Origin of the sequence: Vibrio mangrovi (assembly GCF_024346955.1) — a bacterium.
Lineage (GTDB): Bacteria > Pseudomonadota > Gammaproteobacteria > Enterobacterales > Vibrionaceae > Vibrio > Vibrio mangrovi.
In genome coordinates, this window is sequence record NZ_AP024884.1 from 756,766 (window position 1) to 775,022 (window position 18,257).

Consider the following 18,257-nt stretch of genomic DNA (forward strand, 5'->3'; position numbering starts at 1 on the left):
TAAGGTCGTAACTATGAAAATTGCCATTATTACCGCGTGCCCAAGTGGCGTCGCAAATAGCATCCTCGCGGCAGGATTATTAGAGCAGGCTGCAAAATCTCTGGACTGGTCAGCAACCGTTGAATGCCATTCTTCCGTTGTTGAAGGCTATACACTAACCAGTGCCGATATTGCCGAAGCAGAACTTGTTGTCATTGCTGCCAATACTCCTGTTGATACTACCCGTTTCGTTGGCAAGAAAGTTTATCAAAGCGATATTGCCGAATGTACTGCCGATCCGGTAGCTTATCTGAAAGTTGCTGCTGAAAAAGCACAGACACTTGAAAATGCCCGGCCAGTTGCAGCAGCACCGGCAGCATCTGCAAGTGCAGCGAAGAAAATTGTTGCAATTACAGCCTGCCCGACAGGTGTTGCACACACATTCATGGCAGCTGAAGCTCTGGAAAATACCGCGAAAACGATGGGACACGAAATCAAAGTGGAAACCCGTGGTTCTGTTGGTGCGAAAAACCAGCTGACGACAGAAGAAATCGCTGCGGCTGATCTGGTCATCATTGCTGCTGATATCGATGTTCCACTGGATCGTTTCAATGGAAAAATGCTCTACCGGACCAAAACCGGCCCGGCACTGAAGAAAACGAAAGAAGAGATTGAAAAAGCATTTGTTCAGGCAACTGTGTATCAGGGTTCTGGTTCAGGTTCTGCCGATACAGCTTCAGAAGAGAAGAAAGGTGTTTATAAACATCTGATGACAGGTGTATCACACATGCTGCCAGTGGTGGTTGCCGGTGGTTTGATCATCGCCCTGTCATTCGTATTCGGGATTGAAGCCTTTAAAGAAGAAGGCACTCTGGCCGCAGCACTGATGAAAATCGGTGGTGGTTCGGCATTTGCACTGATGATTCCGGTACTGGCGGGTTATATTGCATTCTCGATTGCAGACCGTCCGGGACTTGCACCCGGTTTAGTCGGCGGTATGCTGGCAAGCTCTATCGGCTCTGGTTTCCTTGGTGGTATTGTCGCCGGTTTCATCGCCGGTTATACAGCCAAACTGATTGCAGATAAAGTTCAGTTGCCTCAATCAATGGAAGCACTGAAACCGATTCTGATCATTCCATTCCTGGCGACACTGGTGACTGGTCTGATCATGATCTACGTGGTTGGTACTCCGGTTGCAAACATCATGGCTGGTATGACTTCATTCCTGGAAAATATGGGTTCAGGAAATGCAATTCTGCTGGGTATCATTCTGGGTGCAATGATGTGCTTTGACCTCGGTGGTCCGGTCAACAAAGCAGCGTACACATTTGGTGTTGGTCTGCTGGCTTCTCAGCAATATCTGCCAATGGCTGCCATCATGGCTGCCGGTATGGTTCCTGCGCTGGGTATGGGTCTTGCAACCTTTATCGCTAAAAACAAATTCGATGCAAGTGAACATGAAGCAGGTAAAGCCTCGTTTGTTCTGGGTCTGTGCTTCATTTCTGAAGGTGCAATTCCATTTGCTGCCAAAGATCCAATGCGCGTGATTCCATCATGTATGGCTGGTGGTGCTGTCACAGGTGCTCTGTCTATGCTGTTCGGTGCAAAACTGATGGCACCTCACGGTGGTCTGTTCGTACTGCTTATTCCAAACGCTATTTCACCAGTCGTGATGTACCTGGTTGCAATTGCTGTCGGTACTGCGATAACAGGTGTCGGTTATGCAATGATTAAAACCCGTACAGAAGCAATTGAAGAAACTGTAGAATAAGTAAACCTCAATCATAATGGAGCATGATACGCTCCGCTTCTTAGCCATTTGCCAGTGAGGCTTCCTCACTGGCTTTTTTTATTCTCTTCCCGGAAGCCAGCACAGGCTTAATCGGGTATAAAAAATACCCTCAAACATAATGCCTGAGGGTATTCAGAATCAGTGGCGGTTCACCGGATTGTTCCCTAACCTCACTGATAGTTGGTCAACAAACTACAACTCAACCGGTTAGCGGCCTAAGTAATTCATCAGCCACTGCATTGCCGGACGCTGCGTACCATCGTCGTAAATCAGTCCGGTACCGTCTCTCCAGGTTTTGCCGTCAACATATCCCCACAGGGTTATACCGGCAACTGCGTCAGAATTATAGAACAGCGGGAACTGAGCTTTCATCACATCCAGCTGAGCCTGATCATCGGTTTTCGCAACATCGTACTCTGAGATATAAATCGGTAATCCCAATGCAATGACTTTATCCAGATTTGCTTTCAGTCTGGATGTTGAGAAGTTTTCCAGACCGTGCGCCTGAAGACCAATTGCATCAACCACACCTGCTTGCACAGCCGGTTTCGCCATAGCAATGAATTCGTCCGTATTCCAGCTCAGCACGTTGTAATCATTCAGAACCAGCGTTGCATTCGGGCAGTATTTACGTGCCAGTCTGAACGATTGGGTTACCCAGTCATCCCCGAACGCATTTTTGGCAAACGCTGCCGGTGCATGGCCCGGTGTTGCTTCGTTCACTACATCGATAATATCGACATCCGGATAACGGGAACAGAAGTCATGAATCCACTCTTCGATTTCAGCGGCTTGTTCAGATGCACTGAGAGAAGTGATCCAGTTCGGATACTGACTGCCCCAGACAAAGGTATGCTGTTTAAACGGAATATTGTGCTGTTTGGCATAATTATAGGCCGCATCAACACCGCTCCAGTTATAGACATCCCGTGTTCTTTCGACAGAACCCCATTTTCCTTCATTTTCCGGTGTAATCTGATTCCAGTATTTGGAGAAGTCAGATCTCACCTGACCAGAGGTTGTAATATTACCGACGAATTTCTTACCACCGCTGGAAGAACCGCCATCAGAAGAACCACCGCCTGAATTATCAGCATCACCGGCTTCTTCCAGAGTGAAGTCATCGGCATAGTAGCTGACACTGCTGCTGTCAGATTCAATAATAAAGTGCTGGAACGGTGTACCTGTCTGGCTATATGAGCCTTTCAGTTCTGTCCACTGATAATCGGTCGCTTTGACAGTCGCAATCCGGACATATTCGTTGGTTGTTGAAGTATCAGCGTCGTCTGTCCGCTTTCCGGTCAGGATGATCGTTGTGTCAGACGTTCCCGGTGCCAGTTTGACCCATACGGATGCGTTATATTTTTTACCGTTGCTCAATGGATCAGGCTTAAAGGTAATCCCGTGCCAGGATGCGGTACGGTTGGAAATGAGCACACTGGCAGCGCCATTATGGCTATCCTGTGTTGTGCGGACAACATCACCCGAAGTAGATGACCAGTTGGTTAATCCATTCTCAACATCACCATTTTTTGCCAGACCAGCGGATGAACCGCCATCAGAAGGATCAGAACCTGATGAACCATCATCACCACCTGACGAACCATCATCACCGCCGTCAGCGGAGCGATTGGCACAGAAACCGATTTGTGAAGTGCTTTGCCCGGCCTGCAATGTTGTATACTGACCACTGCCGGAAACATGTGCGATATTGCCATCCTGTGTCCAGGCAGCATTCCAGAGTGACGTTACCGTTCCGCCGATGTTCACATCGACTTCCCAGTTGTTCACGGCAGAACCATTGTTATTTGTCACCGTCAGATTGGCACAATAGCCAACGCCCCAGTCACTGGCGATATCCACCTGATGACTGACACCCGCAGTCCCGGCAACTGCACTCATAAATGGTATGCTAAAGACAGCAAAAGCGGTTAAAACCGATCCGGAAGTCCGGCACTGAAGCGCACGCTTCGTTTTTAAGCCCAGCCACTGTCGTTGCGTTTTTTTCTTCATATTATCTCCTTTGAGTAAAACGCTGATATTTCTGTTGATCAGCTTCCCCTCATTCACGAAGGAACGATGAAAAGCAGACTAAGTATTGACTTGCATATAAATCAAGACGCATACCGAGAGTATCAGCTAAATGCCGAATTTAGGAGATATCAATCCGGCTTTTGCTATTCCGGTTCATATATTTCTGAAACAGAATTTCATTCCTGCGATCCTGTTCTTGAATTGACGATCTGAATACACACCAGGCATGACATTTTAAGATAACCCTACCCTATAAAAATGACCTCAGAATACGAGGATATTCTGAGGTCATTCAGGGGATTTCTCTTTAGAAACATGGCTGTCAGCGACCGATAAGTTGCTCCACATCGATCGGCCCCATGTCACGAAAGAAAGTCTGTCCGAGTAAAACCGGAGAACTCCGTTGTGGAGTATCGGTCAGCATAAATTCTGTCCGCTCTTTGATCTCCCGGCCAAATTCCACCCAGGTAATCACCACAGCATGTTGCACATTGGCAGACGGAACTTTCATCCAGCGCATCACCGGTAAACTGACGGAAGCACTCTTTTTCGCACCGGACAGGATACTGAACTGAACCCACTCTTTGCCATTGCGCCGGAAATAACTCATATCCGTGGTGTGTAGCTGTGAGATTGTTGCATCATGGTCAAACTGAACCGGAAATTTCTCATCGATTCCCGGCAGATATGCCCAATCTTTCTGATCGGATTCTTTTTGTTCAGGTGCTTTCTGTTCAGATACATTTAGCTCAGGTACTTTCTGTTCAGGTACTTTCTGTTCAGGCATCTTTTGTTCCGCTACGGATGTCTGAGGCGTTTTAATGACATTCGCCACCGCTTGTTTATTTGCTGAGGCTTTTGCATCTGCAACAGCAGCCTCCGGTAACTCAGGAGACACCGATGGCGAAGTGACGGGCGTTGTTACCGGTTCAGCCACTTCGGCCGTCTCTGCTTCAGCCTCTTTTGCCCCGGTCACTGCCACTGCACTAGCCTTCACATCTGTAGATTTGGCCTCAGCAGCCGGTTGCTCAGGCGGTACTCCGGCGTCATGGCCGGTACTCAGATTTGCTGCAACACCAACTGATGTTGAATCTGTACCAGGGTCAAATTCATACCCATAGGATTGATCGATCTGCTGCATGACATCTTTTGTGTCAGGATGTACTACATCATGCTGCATTGCCGAAGTTTCGACACCGACAGAGATTGTACTGCTACACCCAACCAATCCACCGAATAGCATTAATGTTATCCATGACTTCCATGGTCGTTTCATCCTATTCACCTATTTTTATTCTGCGACCTGAGATCGCATACTGGGTAATATCCGTTTTATTACTTATCAAATTGTGGCGCTTTATAGGTAATTTTCAAGATGTTAGGTGATATTTTGTCCTGCAAAGCACAAATTTCAGATCTTGCTCCACTGAGAAAAGCATCAGAACGAACAAAAATCAACCAATAGTAAAACAAAGATTTAGTGCGAAGCGATCCAAATTTCAATACTGTCACACTGAACGCTGCATGCCGTGAGACGGTGATGACCGTCGGAAAGGCCATCCAGTTCGAGAGCTGCGCGGGTAAGCGGCCGTTCATCCAGATACCACTCAGCCTGCACTTTGCTGGCAACCAGCGCAAGTGTCTGTCCCCGGTAAGGAAAAAGCTGTGCTCCCGAAGGCGGAGAAAGGATTTTGATCCCGGCCAAAGGTGCCTGTGCTGGTAAAGATTGCCCCGTCTTACGGAACCAGTCCTGAATCACCTGAGGCCATTGGTGCAAATGGGTGAAATCATGACTTTGCCTCAATGTCGGCGGCGTATGATGATCAATGGTGAATGCCTGATGGCGTAGCAGGCAGTCTGAAGTTCTGACCAACGCTGCGTCAATACCGCCCGGCCAGCAAATCACAGCTTCGGCCACCTGTGACGGACGAGGTCGCTGTAACCGATCTTTGGGCAGTAAATCAAATACATCAAACATCAGTGGCGCTGCCTGATTGGCACCGGTCTGTCCTACGAACGGTGCACCATCCGGCCTGCCGACCCAGACGCCGACCGTATAATCGTCACTGGTGCCAACGGCCCAGGCATCCCGGAATCCGTAACTGGTTCCGGTTTTCCAGGCAACCCGTCGTCCATGAGCAGGTTTCACCCGGTCCGGCGGCGCAATGTCCTGCAAAATATGGGTAATAATCCAACTCCCGGCAGGAGAAAGTAATCCGTGTGTCCGCACCGGTTCCTCAACGGATAAACGAGGGAAGATCAGCTCACCTTCACGGCTCAGTGCAGAAAACAGAGCAACCATATCCGTCAGGCGAACCCCAAGTCCGCCCAGTGCAATCGCCAGATTTGCATCAGCAACCCGGAGCTGAACACCACTGTTTTGCAGCCAGTGCAGAAAATTGCCAGGACCAACCTGACTGAGCACCTGAACTGCCGGAATATTTCTTGAGTGCTGAAGGGCGGTATCCAGCCGGATTGCACCTTCATAATGGTGGTCAAAATTCTGCGGACGGTAATCACCAAAAGCACGCGGTACATCTGTCAGCAGGCTGGCCGAGTGAACCAGTCGGCGTTCCAGTGCCAGACCATAAATAAACGGTTTCAACGCCGAGCCCGGAGAACGCCAGGCCTGAACCATGTCCACATAACCATAACGCCGTGCATCATATATGTCTGCCGAACCTTTATAGGCCAACACTTTCCCGCTGCGGTTTTCCATCACCATCACGGCTGCTGACAATGGCGTTGCCCATCCGGCGGTATGCTGCCGGAGCATGTTCTCAACACCATGCTGCAACGTGAAATTGATAAAGGTCTGAATGTCAGACTGCTGCGGAAACTGTTTCTGCAAATGACGGGCCAGTAACGGGGAGAACATCGGTGCAGGATGATGAGCTGCCCGCAGCGGAGACTGCTGCATCCGTAGCAACTCATCAGTTGACCATGAGAACACACCAGCGACCCGGCGCAACACTTTATTCCGCGCCTGCAATGCCGCCAGAGGAAAACGATCCGGACGGTAGAGACTCGGCCGTTGCGGCACGACCACCAGCATCGCCGCTTCGGTCGGAGACAATTCACTGGCGTGCTTACCGAAGTAACGCTGGCTGGCAGCTTCAACCCCTTCGATATTTCCGCCCATCGGTGCATAAGTCAGATACAGCGCCAGAATATCGGATTTACTGTAACGGAGTTCCAGTTGCAGGGCGCGAAATATCTGTTCAAGTTTACCCAAATAACTGCGTGGATGCGGATAGAACAGCCGGGCAACCTGCATGGTCAGTGTCGAACCGCCGGAGATAACCCGCCCGTAATAGAGCTGTTGCCCGAACGCCCGCAGCAGAGATAAAGGATTCACTCCCGGATGCGAGTAAAAGTGTCTGTCCTCATAAGCCAGCAATGCCCGCAGATACCAGGGAGAAACCTGCCCGGGAGAAACCGGAATGCGGTAGATACCGTTTTCATTAGCAAACTGACGCAACACATCCCCCTCAGCCGCGTAAACCGTAACCACATTGCGTCCCCGTCCTTCGGTTTCGAACGGATACAACTGATTCAGAACCGTAAATGTCACCGCAGCCAGCAGCAAAACCCCGCCAGTCGTCAGTCCGGCCAGACGCAGCCATTTCAGCACAGCTTACTTCGCCTCCCGAATCGTAAACTTCTTCAACGACGCCGGAGCATAAATAAAAGATTCCGGATGATACATATCTTCCAGATACAGATACGGCACAACCGACTGTCCCGGCGTCTCCGCCCGGATCACATAGCTGAGTGAATAACTCTGGTCAGGTTCAAGCTGCAGAGCTGCCATCAACCGGTCATTGCGGTATTCAATTGTTTCTGTCCGATCACTGCTATCCGGCAGTTTTGCCGCCCGGATCAGATCCTGACTGTTGGTTCTGTCGGGATGCTCCAGTACAAAACCGGTCGGCAGGTATTCGACCAGCATGGCATGCGTGACTGGCTCATCAGCGCTGTAGCTCACTGTCACCAGTAGTTTGTCGCCAATATCCAGCGGATCGCCCTGATAAGGCTGACCGTCAGGATAACGGTACTCTCTGGTAGCAACTTTGTAAGGTAATGTGGATTGAATTGTATCCGGCTCGGCAAGACCGGACGCCATGACCTGAACAAACAGCTCATGATCATTCGGATTGAACAGTTTATCTCCCGGCACAACCGACGCATAACCGATCCCGGTCGCACTCAGCTTACGCTGCTGATCACCGTGACCAACCACCAGATCTACCGGTTCCTGATTGATTTGATGTAAGGCAACTCCGGCTTTGACCAGAGCAATCTGTTCCTGAGTACTCAGATAGCGACGCTGTCTTGCCATATGAACGACTTCTTCCGCCAGCCGGTTCCGGAGTGACAGCATGTCATCGCTCAGCTTGATCACTTTATCCAGCGTTGTCAGAACCACAATCGTTCCGGCATAGTCACGCAAAGATGAACCGTAATCATAATCTTCACTATCTGAGTGGCGCTGAATCGATTCGATTTGTCTGAAATAAGCTTCCCCGTCACGCTGAGCGCCATGCAACAGTAACGCTCCGCCCAGATAAGCCGCAGAAAGCGGTGAGGTCATTTTTTCCGGTGGCGTTGTCTGTTTCAGCGCCCAGACCGAAGTATAGTCAACCCGGTTCGCTTTACTGCCAACCCAGGCAGCATAATAACGAGTGGCTGAGAGTTTTTTCTTCTGTGGATACTGAGACATATGCGTCAATGCTTTTTCCAGCATATCCTGCGGCACCAGTCCCGGATAGCGCTGCGCCGTATTCCAGAGAAACTCTGTTACATAAACACTCACCCAGGGTTCTTCAGTGCCGTACTTATTCCACAATGCAAAACTGCCGTTACCTTTTTGCATCGTAGCCAGCCGGAGCACCGCAGCCTTGAGAATATCGGTTTCACTTTTCTCTTCAGCGGCACTTTGCTTAAGAGATGTCAAAGCCGGATCATCCAGTAACCACGGTGCAGCTTTGCTGGTGGTCTGTTCCGCACAACCGTACGGATACCCGAATAAACCTCCGGCATATTCCAGCACCCCAATCTGCGGCGTCCGGGAATAGGTAATTTCGGCCGCCCCCCAACTGCTGGTCCGGATATCCTGCCAGAAGCGGGACAACAGAGTCACCGATGGCATGTAGGCTTCAGTTTTGCCGGTATTTCCCGGCAGGGTCACAATACTTTTCTGATGAATTACCGGTTCAGTGAGCCGGACCGGAACGGTCCAGCTCCGGTGTTGTTCATAGCGGGTGCGATCTGAACCGCTCGCCCGGATGTCGATATTCAGAGTCGCACTCTCCAGCCGGGAACGAATGTCTGCAATATCAAAAGATACCGCACCGGTGTCTCTTTCTCCCGGTTTCAGGTTGAATGAAAAGTGCGATTTCCCCTGCAACAGCAGATGATTCGACGCGGTCACCGTTGCCGTTACTTGCTGCACCACATCAGTCTGGTTAAAGACTTCAAGTAGTGTCTGACTGCTGTCACCCGGAGTAAGAAAACGGGGCACCGCCAGCTCGGCGACAATCGGAGCAGCAATATCCACCCGGCTGACAGCCTGACCATACTGGTCTTGATTAAACACCATCGCGACAACCTGCGCCTGCCCGTTGTAGTCCGGGATATCGACATGAATCGTCGCTTTTCCCTGAGCATTCAGACGCACCGGCCCGGACATGATGGTGATTGTTTTACTTTCAACTGTCTCGTCCAGATGAGCATTGGTACTCAATGCCATATCACCACCGTAACGGTGCTTCAGAAAAGAGTCCGGGCGCTGCTGGTAAATCCGCGAATAGAGATCAATCACATCACCGCTGTAGCGCCGTTGATCAAAAAACCAAGCAAACATCCCCGGCACCTGATAGCGCGAAAGATTAATAATTCCCTGATCTACAAGTGACAACGTCACCCAAGTTGGTTGCGTTACCGGCTTCTTCAACTGCACCACAATCTCAGCCTGTTCCAGCGGCAGTAGTTTTTTCGCATGTCGGATCTGTACATCCAACTGGCGGGATTCACGCTCAAACTTCACCGGCTCAATTGCAAACAGACGCCGGGGTTTACCCTGTTCGGTACTGATTAAGGTTGCGGTAAGATACAAGTCGTGGCGCTTCAGTTTATTCAGCGGCACAATTATCTGATGCTGACCTGCAATGATCTGATGTTCGATATGCCACTCAACCCGATCAGATTCCAGAGCCAGGTGCAGGCGACCGGCAACACCGGTACTGATCGTTGCCACCACTTCATCATCATCCAGGTAACGTTCCTTATTCAGGCTCATGGTCAGTTGATCCGGCTTCACCGGTTTCTGCCCGGAGGAATCGCCCCATCCGGCCCAGAACTGATATTGCGTGACCTGTTTTTGCGGTGTCAGCAGAGTCAGGCGGTAGCTGCCCCATTCCACATCCACATTCAAAGGAACGGCCTGACCTACTGTGGTCTGAATAACATCCGACTGCACCGGCTGCCACTGATTATCATGCCGGAGATCCCAGCCATCCGATTCGGTATAAACCCAGTAATAACCGCCCCGGTTTCGCTCCAGCAAATACTGAACTCGCCCCGATTCGAGCTGATTGCCCTGCCCGTTGAGCAAACCGACCTCAAACCGGGCCGTACTGTAAGAATCAACTTCTTCGGTCAGCGGACGAATTCCGGCCAGTGCGTTGCCAGTCCAGAGCATCACCTGTTTATTGCGCTGAATACTGGCTCCGCCGGTTTCGAGCAGTGCAAAATTAAACCGCGCGACCACCGGAGATTTGAGCAACTGCTGTTGAACCAAAGGCAGTTTCAGCTCATAAGTCCCCTGCTCATTCAGCGCAAACGGCTGCACATCCGGGACATCTTTCCAACTGCGGATCGTAAAGGGTTGCCCGACGTAAAACTCTGACAACTCGCCCTCGAAATGGTGGGTCGGCTGATAAAAAGCCGAGACTTTCACCTGATTTCCGGCAGCAGGAGCGCCGAACAGGTATTTCCCTTCCAGCCGGACAGGCAATGATTCAACCCCAGTTTGTAATCCCCTGGCGATATCGATATTCATATCCATGCGTTCGGGAACAAATTCACTGACATTGAAAGAGAACTGATTCAGCGGGCGTTCAGCATCCTGATGACTCTTCACGTATACCGTCCACCGTCCCAGTGGTGCGCTGGCCGGGATACTGAACTGATCCTGATAGAAACCGGGCACCTGCTTCTCAGCATCAAGCCAGCGATAACCAACCACATTGCCATCCGGTTTGCGGTATTCCACATACAGCCGTTGCTTCTCGGTCATCCGGCCATCCTGATCGCGCAACACGATATTCAGTGGCAAAGTTTCACCCGGTTTAAACAGATCCCGGTTGGAGTACACAAAAGCCTCAACCGGCTGCCATTCTCTGCCGCTAACCTGAAAATCAGACAGATCCAGCGGGACTTCTTTCAGCGGCAGAACGCTCATCTGTTTACCATAACGCACCGCCAGTACATCGCCTTCCTGAACCTGATAGTCAAAGCTCTGTTGCAGTCCGCTGATTTTGCCCAGCGGAATTGTCTGATTGTTCCGGTAGATAAAAACCCGGGCACGGTCGAAAGTATTTACCCGGCCGGAAAGGGAACTAACCAGCACATCCAGCTGATGACGGAACACCTTAGCCTGAATGCCGATGTCGGTCAGCAGGACATGGGCGATCACCGAACGACTGCTGTCATAATCCCCGGTCACTTTAATCAGTAACACATACCAGCCTTGCGCCAGTGATTTCGGCAGCCGGATCGCCGTACGAACATCCTGATTGACGGCCGCTTTCGGTACATCGAAACTCAGTGTCGTCACGGCACGATAACTTTTACGCAGCCGCCCCAGCGCCCAGGGGCTGGCATCTTCATCATAGTAAAGCCGGTTTAACAGCGTTGCCGGTTCATCAACCTGCAATACTTCCACTGTCAACTGTCCGGCATTGACGATACTTAATGGAATGGTGCGCTCACCATAAGACGGAACAACCGGCCCTTTCCCGATCAACCGGACCTGCGGCATCCGTTCATAGATCGTCACTTCCTGAGACTGTCCGACTTCACTGGCAATTTCAGGCAACAGCGTGACCCGATAACGCTGATTCACTTTAACCTGATCATAAATCACCGCGGTCCGGGCTGCATTCAACTGCCATGTTCCTTTCAGTAAAGTGGCCAGATCTTTTTTAGCAGTGGAATCGCCTTCGGCTCGTGTCAGTGCAAACACCTGCGCAACCTTTCTGGTCCGAACCGGGCTGTCAAACTGAATGATTAAGGCAGGTTTTCCGGCATGACTGTATGCACCGATAAAAGTCACTTTCGGCTGCGCCGTATTCACACCAGAAACCGCAGAATCCGGGTAAAAACCCAGTGACAGAAACACAATCAGAACAACATACCAGGCACCATATCGTTTGCGCATCATGACCTCAGTTCTCAACGTTGAAAAAGCCCGTGGCTAAAAACAGTTTCAAACTATGAGCATAGCATCAACAACGCCATGAAACCTATGGCACGAACGACATTTAGGCAAGGTCAGAAATGTTCATTTTCCTGCGCTCTCAACCTTACTCATCAGCTTTAGCCTTACATTGAAGATCCCTGCTGGTGGATTGCTGGACTCGTTTTCGTTCCCACAGGAAAGAGTTATGTATTCATCGTTCTGAACAACATAGCCCGTCCATAAGTTAACATTTAACCGATTGATTAAATTGATAAAAAAAATAAAAGAAGAAATATATATCTATTGTGTGTACATCGTGTATAGTGGCTCCGGCTCTAACGGTGAGCTATTGATAAAATATTTAGTTCAGGATTTTCTCAGTTTTTCGATTTCATTCGTCATATCTACTCTGCGATACCTTTTTCTTCATTCCTTATTTAGTAGCTCCCTTTTTAACTTCACCAAATCTATTGGGATATATATGTCAAATAAAACAACTGGCTTAGTAAAATGGTTTAACGAATTGAAAGGCTTCGGATTTATCACACCAGATAATGGTAGTGCGGATCTGTTTGTTCACTTCAGATCAATCGCCAGCGACGGCTTCAAAACATTAGCCGAAGGTCAAAAAGTCTCCTTTGACGTAGAGCAAAGTAGCAAAGGCCCGCAAGCAGCCAACGTTACAGTATTGTAAGTTCTTCTGTCAGAACAGAATGCGGGCAGAAAAACGATGGGATCTATAAAATTGAGGGCAATATGCGAAAACCGGTAAAAAAAGCGGGTAAGAAAATGCGAAAAAGCGACTTTGAAGAGCGATTCGCTCTTATGGTCGGAGAATACCATAAAGCTAAAGAAGTTCTTGATTCTATGACGGAAGATACTCCGGATTATATCAAGCAGAAAAAAAAGTGTGAGAGTCTGTTTGCCACTGCAGAACGCTTTATCAATGCAAATCAATAGAAACTGCTAAAGCTATCTATACTGGCTTTTCTTTCACACAGAAAAGCCTACCCTCATTTTACAAAAACCGCCCGCAAACAACTCAATGTCTTTTGATCTCTATCGATATCAATGACTCAGTCAATACATATTCAGTCATGCTCCGGTTGGATTTTCTACTGGTGATGATGAAAACCTAGACATCGGCTTCAAACGGCATTGCTGGAACCCCTGACTGATTATAAAGATTGACCTGATAGTAAGGTGTACAGGCAAACCGGATATTTAATTTTTGCTCAAAGGCACCATTTAAAATAAGTGTGTCATCACTGATTGATGACCAAATCAAATGGTACTGCATCACCATTTTCCCCGGTAATACACAGTACATTACAGTTTCAACAAACACTCGCAGACTTTACCGTAGCTGACTTACTCATGTTTAAGCAGAATGTTTAACCACAATCACATCTGCCTGCTGACACTTGTAATATGGATGGCAATAGCGTGACCAAATAAAGCGGTTGCTTGAAATAGCACGTTAAAGTCTCCTATTCTATTCCTTAGATGAATCATCAACTCACCTCATTAACGTTTCAATTCAACATTGCTATTCTAATGTGTTAACTTGTTTTGGTCAGTCGGACATTACTTATGAGCACACTGTACAGCGTATGTGTTCAAAAAATAGTGATAGACTTGCCTCCTTTACCCTGAGCATTTTTACAATTATAAAAAGGACTGAACATGGCAGAACCGAAAGTTATAAAAACAAAAATCGTGGATGTGAGTTGTGGTGAAAATGTCGTCATTATCGAGCCATCAAATATTTACGGTTGCAAACTTCACGATGGAGTCTTCGTTGGACCATTTGTTGAAATACAAAAGAACACGGTTGTCGGAGCCAGAACAAAAATTCAGTCGCATACTTTTATTTGTGAATATGTAAACATTGGTGAGGATTGTTTCATTGGTCATGGCGTGATGTTTGCCAATGATCTTTTCAAAAGTGGCAAGCCTGATCCAGATCCTCAGAGTTGGGGAAAAACCCGGATAGCTGATCACGTAACGATTGGTTCAAACGCTACGATACTTTCTGTAAGTATCTGCTCTGATGTTGTAATTGGTGCAGGTAGTGTTGTAACTAAAGATATTACTGAAAAAGGAATTTACGCAGGCAACCCAGCCCGAAAGCTAAGAGATTTACCCTAAAGATGCTGTAGAAACAGATAAGTAAAATAATACCGGGAAGAAGTAACCATAATAAAAACTGTTGAATGCAAAGTAAAAGGAACGCCAGTGGTAGCCACAAAAGGAATAATAAGAAATTGTTTATGGGTTTTGATTTTCATTTCATTGAGTTCATTTGCAACTGAGGTTGACGAGTTTATTCCAGAAAAAACAACTAAAAACGGCTACGTTGAGCCATTTCAGATGTTTGATGATGTATTCTACGTCGGAGATAAGTGGGTATCGTCGTATCTCATCAAAACCTCTGCCGGACTTGTTTTGGTCGATACGCTGGAAAGTCCCTATGGACGTTGGATTCCGGACAACATCAGAAGTCTTGGCTTAGATCCTAATGAGATTAAATACATTTTTATAACCCATGGGCATTCAGACCATGTTGGCAATGCTGAATACCTGCAAAGCAAATACGGCAGTAAAATAGTAATTTCCTATGAAGACTATCTTCTGGCAAAGGAGTTGTCGGCAAAAAGCAGCGGTCAGGCTTTGTTCAAAGTTCCTCATGTTGAAAGTTTTACGAAGGACGGAGATGAGATTGTTGTTGGGAATACTGCTTTTAAATTCTATCTGACTCCCGGTCATACGAAGGGTTGTCTTTCAATTGATTTCTTTGTAACAGAAAATGGTATCAGGCACAGAGCATTTATTGTGGGTGGAAATGGCACCAATTTTAGTGGGTCAGAGTTAGCTCATCGCTATGTAGAGAGTGTTGCGAGAATAAAAGCTATTTCACAGAGTGAGCCGGTTGTTGAGGTGAATTTAGCAAATCATCCGAGAATGAATCAGCTATTTGAAAGAAAGAACAGAGCTGTAAAAGGTGTTAACCCATTTATTGACTCAAAGGGCTTTCAGGATTTTGTCGCTACCCTTGAAGCACGGGGTGCTAAAAAGTTACAGGAAGAGCAAGCGCAATAATGCTAACAAGCGGTTCTGGGCAAACACTGTTCTGCTCTGAAGCTAGTTAGCAACTCAAATCGGGCACTCGCTTGATTAACGGCTCATTATTTATGTTTTAAGAGGTTGAAGATCATACTGTCCACTGTTAGAGTGCACATGCTTTTCAACCCATCACCAAGGAGGCTATTGCAATGACTATTTCTCAACAAGCGATTTGTTTTCAGCGTCCTTACTGCATTTCAGGGTAATTATTCCCCTGAGTCTTATGTAAGGACGACAAATTTAACCTATTGTCGGAATTACTAAAATGTTCAAAAAACTGACTAAAGCGACAGCAAAGCCTGCTGTGTGGTCTGCATATACGGCTGAAGTAATGTGGGCAGACAGCCACATTGCCAGACAGATGCTCGATTTCCATCTAAACCCTGACATTAATGTTGCGTCCAGAACGGCTGTGTTCATCAATGAATCAGTTGACTGGCTGACTTCAGAACTTCATCTTAATGAGGCTTCAAAAACCATCGATTTTGGTTGTGGCCCAGGTCTTTATACTCAACGCCTGAAAGCAAAGGGAATAGGAACAGTTGTCGGCTTAGATTTTTCTGAGAACTCACTTAACTACGCGGCTGAGCAGGCGACCCGGTTAAACCTTGCCATTGAGTATCATCCGGGAAATTATCTGAATTACACCGACTCTCGCCAGTTTGACCTCATCACATTAATAATGTGTGATTTGTGTGCTCTTAGTCCGTCTCAACGCTCATTGTTACTGGGTAAGTTTAAATCAATGCTGTCCCCGAATGGGGTAATTGCACTTGATGTTTATACGGCAACGCGTTTTGCTAAACAAAGTGAATCCGTGAGCCTGACTAAAAATGCGATGAATGGCTTTTGGAGTGCAGAAGATTATTGGTGCATTCAGTCTTCATTCAAATATGAAGACAATTCTGTAACGCTGGATAAGTATGTTATCAGCGAAGCAGGGAGAGAATGGATTGTGTATAACTGGCTGCAACATTTCACTATTGAAATACTCAGTCGTGAACTTGAAGCCCATGATTTAGAAATCAGAACGACTTATAGCGATCTACGAGGTACACCATATGCTGACGGTGATGAAATGGCAGTCGTTATTCGCCACAAATAACAAGATGTAATAATTAAAGGAGCGGTATTTATAACCCGGACACTTTCGTCAGACGTCATATTTCGTTTTATCACCGATGTCGAAGTGTCTTGGCATTCTCCATTTGTAAATACTGGTAATCAGAAAAAGAACAGCGGATATCGCGGCAAGTACCTTTGCTGCGATATCGGCATCAAACACCATACAAAACCATAGCGCCGCCAGAAGCAGTGGCTGTAATCGCAATCCCGGGACTTTGAAGCAGAAATACTCTTTGAAGCACAATCCGCCCAGAGTAATAAAAGCACCACCCATGCCTATTTCTGGTAGACCAAACACAAAGCATAACAGACCACCCCATGTGGCAAACTGTAGTAATAAGCGGAATGATTTCATATAGATATGCAGTGATGACGCACACATGACAGCACATAAAAACACCAGATTCTCCACCGGAAAACCGAGCTGCCAGGGAAGAAGAGCAATAACCGGGCATGCAAGGGTAAATCCCAAGCGGTATGTGATGACCATCAGATGGTCATATCGGTCCATTGGCGATTCGATATGTGGGTCAGCCATTGTGATTCCTTGTCTGGATTTATCGTTATAGGAACGTCCACGGTAATTTTAGCAAACAGTCTGAAATAGCAGAAAAGCCTTTGTCCGATAATGTGTCACCACAACCTCAGCAAACACGGTTTGGGACATAACAGTGATCATCGAGCTCCTTCTGACACATCACTGGGCATAGACGACTTAAGTGTATAATTTACTTTGCATTGTTATTTATCTGTTTGAATAAAACGACCAACCAGTTGATAAACTCACTCAGTCTTCTCGGCTGTTGGCTCCGCGACTCATAAAGAACGGATAAAGACATTGGCGCACAGGTAAATTCCGTTAATACTTCGATAAGCTCGCCTCTGGCTAACTGCTGTTTAACACCAGTTTTAGGGAGTTGAATAATTCCTAACCCGTTTAAACATGCTGATAGATAAGCATCGGTAGTTGCGACGGAAATAAGACTTGGTACAGGTACAAAGCAAGTCTGATTATTCCGATGATATTCAAAACCATTCTGCAACTGAGTATGAGCGGGGGAATAATCAACAACGTAATGATTTTTGAGATCGTCTAATGACACTGGTATACCGTAATGTTCCGCATAGCCGGGACTAATGCAATTGACCATATCCACGGCACCTAAAGATCGTCTTACTAAATTACTGTTTTCAAGCTCACCACCCCGAATTACGCAATCTACCCGCTCTTTGATCGGATCAATACGGTAATCAGCACCAAGCAGTTTAATCTGAGTTTTAGGATATTGTTGAAACCACTCCGGTAAATGAGGAGCAACAATGGCAGAAAAAAAACGACCGGGCATATCAACCTTAATGACACCATGGAGCTCCTGGCTTTCCCGTTGAAACTGGTTTTCTAATCCTTCCAGCTCATCAAGCAATCGTAAGCACTGAATATAATAACGTTCACCCGCTTCAGACAACGAAACTTGTCTGGTACTGCGGTAAAGCAAACGAGTTTGCAGATGTTCTTCCAGCTTAGAGATCGAAGTAGAAATCGCTGATTTAGGTACGTTTAACTGTTCTGAAGCACGAGTAAAGCTGCCGGTTTGAGCAACAGAAATAAAACGTTTCATCGCCTCAATTTTATCCATACAAACTCACATTGTTTGTTATCTATGAACAGTCTTATCTTATTATGCGTATTTTTCAAGATAATTCATTGCTGTAATTTATCCTCGATACCGTTAACCA

General features: G+C 47.3%; 13 protein-coding genes. 6 read left to right on the forward strand and 7 right to left on the reverse strand.

Annotated elements, in window-relative coordinates:
- Window positions 1–13 precede the first annotated feature (13 nt).
- Entirely contained in the window at window positions 14–1,750 is a 1,737-nt protein-coding gene (fruA, locus tag OCU74_RS19645) for a PTS fructose transporter subunit IIBC (protein ID WP_087482129.1), read from the forward strand.
- Window positions 1,751–1,978: 228 nt separating this feature from the next.
- On the opposite strand, the gene OCU74_RS19650 is transcribed toward fruA, so the two are convergent.
- The 4 genes from OCU74_RS19650 to OCU74_RS19665 all read right to left on the reverse strand — a co-directional run bounded on the left by OCU74_RS19650 (window position 1,979) and on the right by OCU74_RS19665 (window position 12,251).
- A complete protein-coding gene (locus tag OCU74_RS19650; protein WP_087482130.1) occupies window positions 1,979–3,784 on the reverse strand; it encodes an endo-1,4-beta-xylanase in 1,806 nt (601 codons plus the stop codon).
- A 343-nt stretch (window positions 3,785–4,127) separates the two neighbouring features.
- On the reverse strand, window positions 4,128–5,081 hold the full coding sequence (locus OCU74_RS19655; protein ID WP_087482131.1) for a putative ATP-dependent zinc protease: 954 nt from the start codon (window positions 5,079–5,081) through the stop codon (window positions 4,128–4,130).
- A 201-nt stretch (window positions 5,082–5,282) separates the two neighbouring features.
- Window positions 5,283–7,439: a penicillin-binding protein 1C gene (gene pbpC, locus OCU74_RS19660; RefSeq protein WP_087482132.1), complete on the reverse strand. Its 2,157-nt coding sequence runs from the start codon at window positions 7,437–7,439 to the stop codon at window positions 5,283–5,285.
- Between the two features lie 3 nt (window positions 7,440–7,442).
- Window positions 7,443–12,251, reverse strand: a complete 4,809-nt coding sequence (locus OCU74_RS19665) for an alpha-2-macroglobulin family protein (protein WP_087482133.1) — start codon at window positions 12,249–12,251, stop codon at window positions 7,443–7,445.
- A 499-nt stretch (window positions 12,252–12,750) separates the two neighbouring features.
- Here OCU74_RS19665 and cspE point away from each other — a divergent pair, with 499 nt between their 5' ends.
- A complete protein-coding gene (gene cspE, locus OCU74_RS19670) occupies window positions 12,751–12,963 on the forward strand; it encodes a transcription antiterminator/RNA stability regulator CspE (RefSeq protein WP_087482231.1) in 213 nt (70 codons plus the stop codon).
- Between the two features lie 62 nt (window positions 12,964–13,025).
- The gene (locus OCU74_RS19675; protein WP_087482134.1) at window positions 13,026–13,229 is read left to right on the forward strand and encodes a hypothetical protein; all 204 of its coding nucleotides are present in this window, start codon (window positions 13,026–13,028) and stop codon (window positions 13,227–13,229) included.
- 175 nt (window positions 13,230–13,404) lie between these two features.
- On the opposite strand, the gene OCU74_RS19680 is transcribed toward OCU74_RS19675, so the two are convergent.
- Window positions 13,405–13,599, reverse strand: coding sequence for a hypothetical protein (locus OCU74_RS19680; protein ID WP_087482135.1), 195 nt, complete (start codon window positions 13,597–13,599; stop codon window positions 13,405–13,407).
- Window positions 13,600–13,955: 356 nt separating this feature from the next.
- Between OCU74_RS19680 and OCU74_RS19685 the strand changes: the two genes are divergently transcribed.
- The 3 genes from OCU74_RS19685 to OCU74_RS19695 all read left to right on the forward strand — a co-directional run bounded on the left by OCU74_RS19685 (window position 13,956) and on the right by OCU74_RS19695 (window position 16,500).
- On the forward strand, window positions 13,956–14,420 hold the full coding sequence (locus OCU74_RS19685; RefSeq protein ID WP_087482136.1) for an acyltransferase: 465 nt from the start codon (window positions 13,956–13,958) through the stop codon (window positions 14,418–14,420).
- An 87-nt stretch (window positions 14,421–14,507) separates the two neighbouring features.
- Window positions 14,508–15,371 carry an MBL fold metallo-hydrolase gene (locus OCU74_RS19690; protein WP_200807769.1) on the forward strand — a complete coding sequence of 288 codons (864 nt, stop codon included), beginning with the start codon at window positions 14,508–14,510 and terminating at the stop codon, window positions 15,369–15,371.
- Window positions 15,372–15,660: 289 nt separating this feature from the next.
- A complete protein-coding gene (locus OCU74_RS19695; protein WP_087482137.1) occupies window positions 15,661–16,500 on the forward strand; it encodes a class I SAM-dependent methyltransferase in 840 nt (279 codons plus the stop codon).
- Window positions 16,501–16,548: 48 nt separating this feature from the next.
- Here OCU74_RS19695 and OCU74_RS19700 read toward each other — a convergent pair whose 3' ends face one another.
- Both OCU74_RS19700 and OCU74_RS19705 read right to left on the reverse strand, forming a co-directional pair.
- Window positions 16,549–17,058, reverse strand: a complete 510-nt coding sequence (locus OCU74_RS19700; RefSeq protein ID WP_087482138.1) for a DUF2301 domain-containing membrane protein — start codon at window positions 17,056–17,058, stop codon at window positions 16,549–16,551.
- A 190-nt stretch (window positions 17,059–17,248) separates the two neighbouring features.
- Complete coding sequence (locus OCU74_RS19705) at window positions 17,249–18,157, reverse strand: LysR family transcriptional regulator (RefSeq protein WP_087482139.1); 909 nt, start codon at window positions 18,155–18,157, stop codon at window positions 17,249–17,251.
- Window positions 18,158–18,257 lie beyond the last annotated feature (100 nt).

Bases quoted from the DNA above. Each gene is read 5' to 3' on its own strand.
- fruA (WP_087482129.1), top strand. From the start codon at position 14: ATGAAAATTGCCATTATTACCGCGTGCCCAAGTGGCGTCGCAAATAGC.
- OCU74_RS19680 (WP_087482135.1), bottom strand. From the start codon at position 13,599: ATGTACTGTGTATTACCGGGGAAAATGGTGATGCAGTACCATTTGATT.
- OCU74_RS19700 (WP_087482138.1), bottom strand. From the start codon at position 17,058: ATGGCTGACCCACATATCGAATCGCCAATGGACCGATATGACCATCTG.
- OCU74_RS19655 (WP_087482131.1), bottom strand. From the start codon at position 5,081: ATGAAACGACCATGGAAGTCATGGATAACATTAATGCTATTCGGTGGA.
- OCU74_RS19705 (WP_087482139.1), bottom strand. From the start codon at position 18,157: ATGGATAAAATTGAGGCGATGAAACGTTTTATTTCTGTTGCTCAAACC.
- OCU74_RS19695 (WP_087482137.1), top strand. From the start codon at position 15,661: ATGTTCAAAAAACTGACTAAAGCGACAGCAAAGCCTGCTGTGTGGTCT.
- OCU74_RS19675 (WP_087482134.1), top strand. From the start codon at position 13,026: ATGCGAAAACCGGTAAAAAAAGCGGGTAAGAAAATGCGAAAAAGCGAC.
- OCU74_RS19650 (WP_087482130.1), bottom strand. From the start codon at position 3,784: ATGAAGAAAAAAACGCAACGACAGTGGCTGGGCTTAAAAACGAAGCGT.
- OCU74_RS19665 (WP_087482133.1), bottom strand. From the start codon at position 12,251: ATGATGCGCAAACGATATGGTGCCTGGTATGTTGTTCTGATTGTGTTT.
- cspE (WP_087482231.1), top strand. From the start codon at position 12,751: ATGTCAAATAAAACAACTGGCTTAGTAAAATGGTTTAACGAATTGAAA.
- OCU74_RS19685 (WP_087482136.1), top strand. From the start codon at position 13,956: ATGGCAGAACCGAAAGTTATAAAAACAAAAATCGTGGATGTGAGTTGT.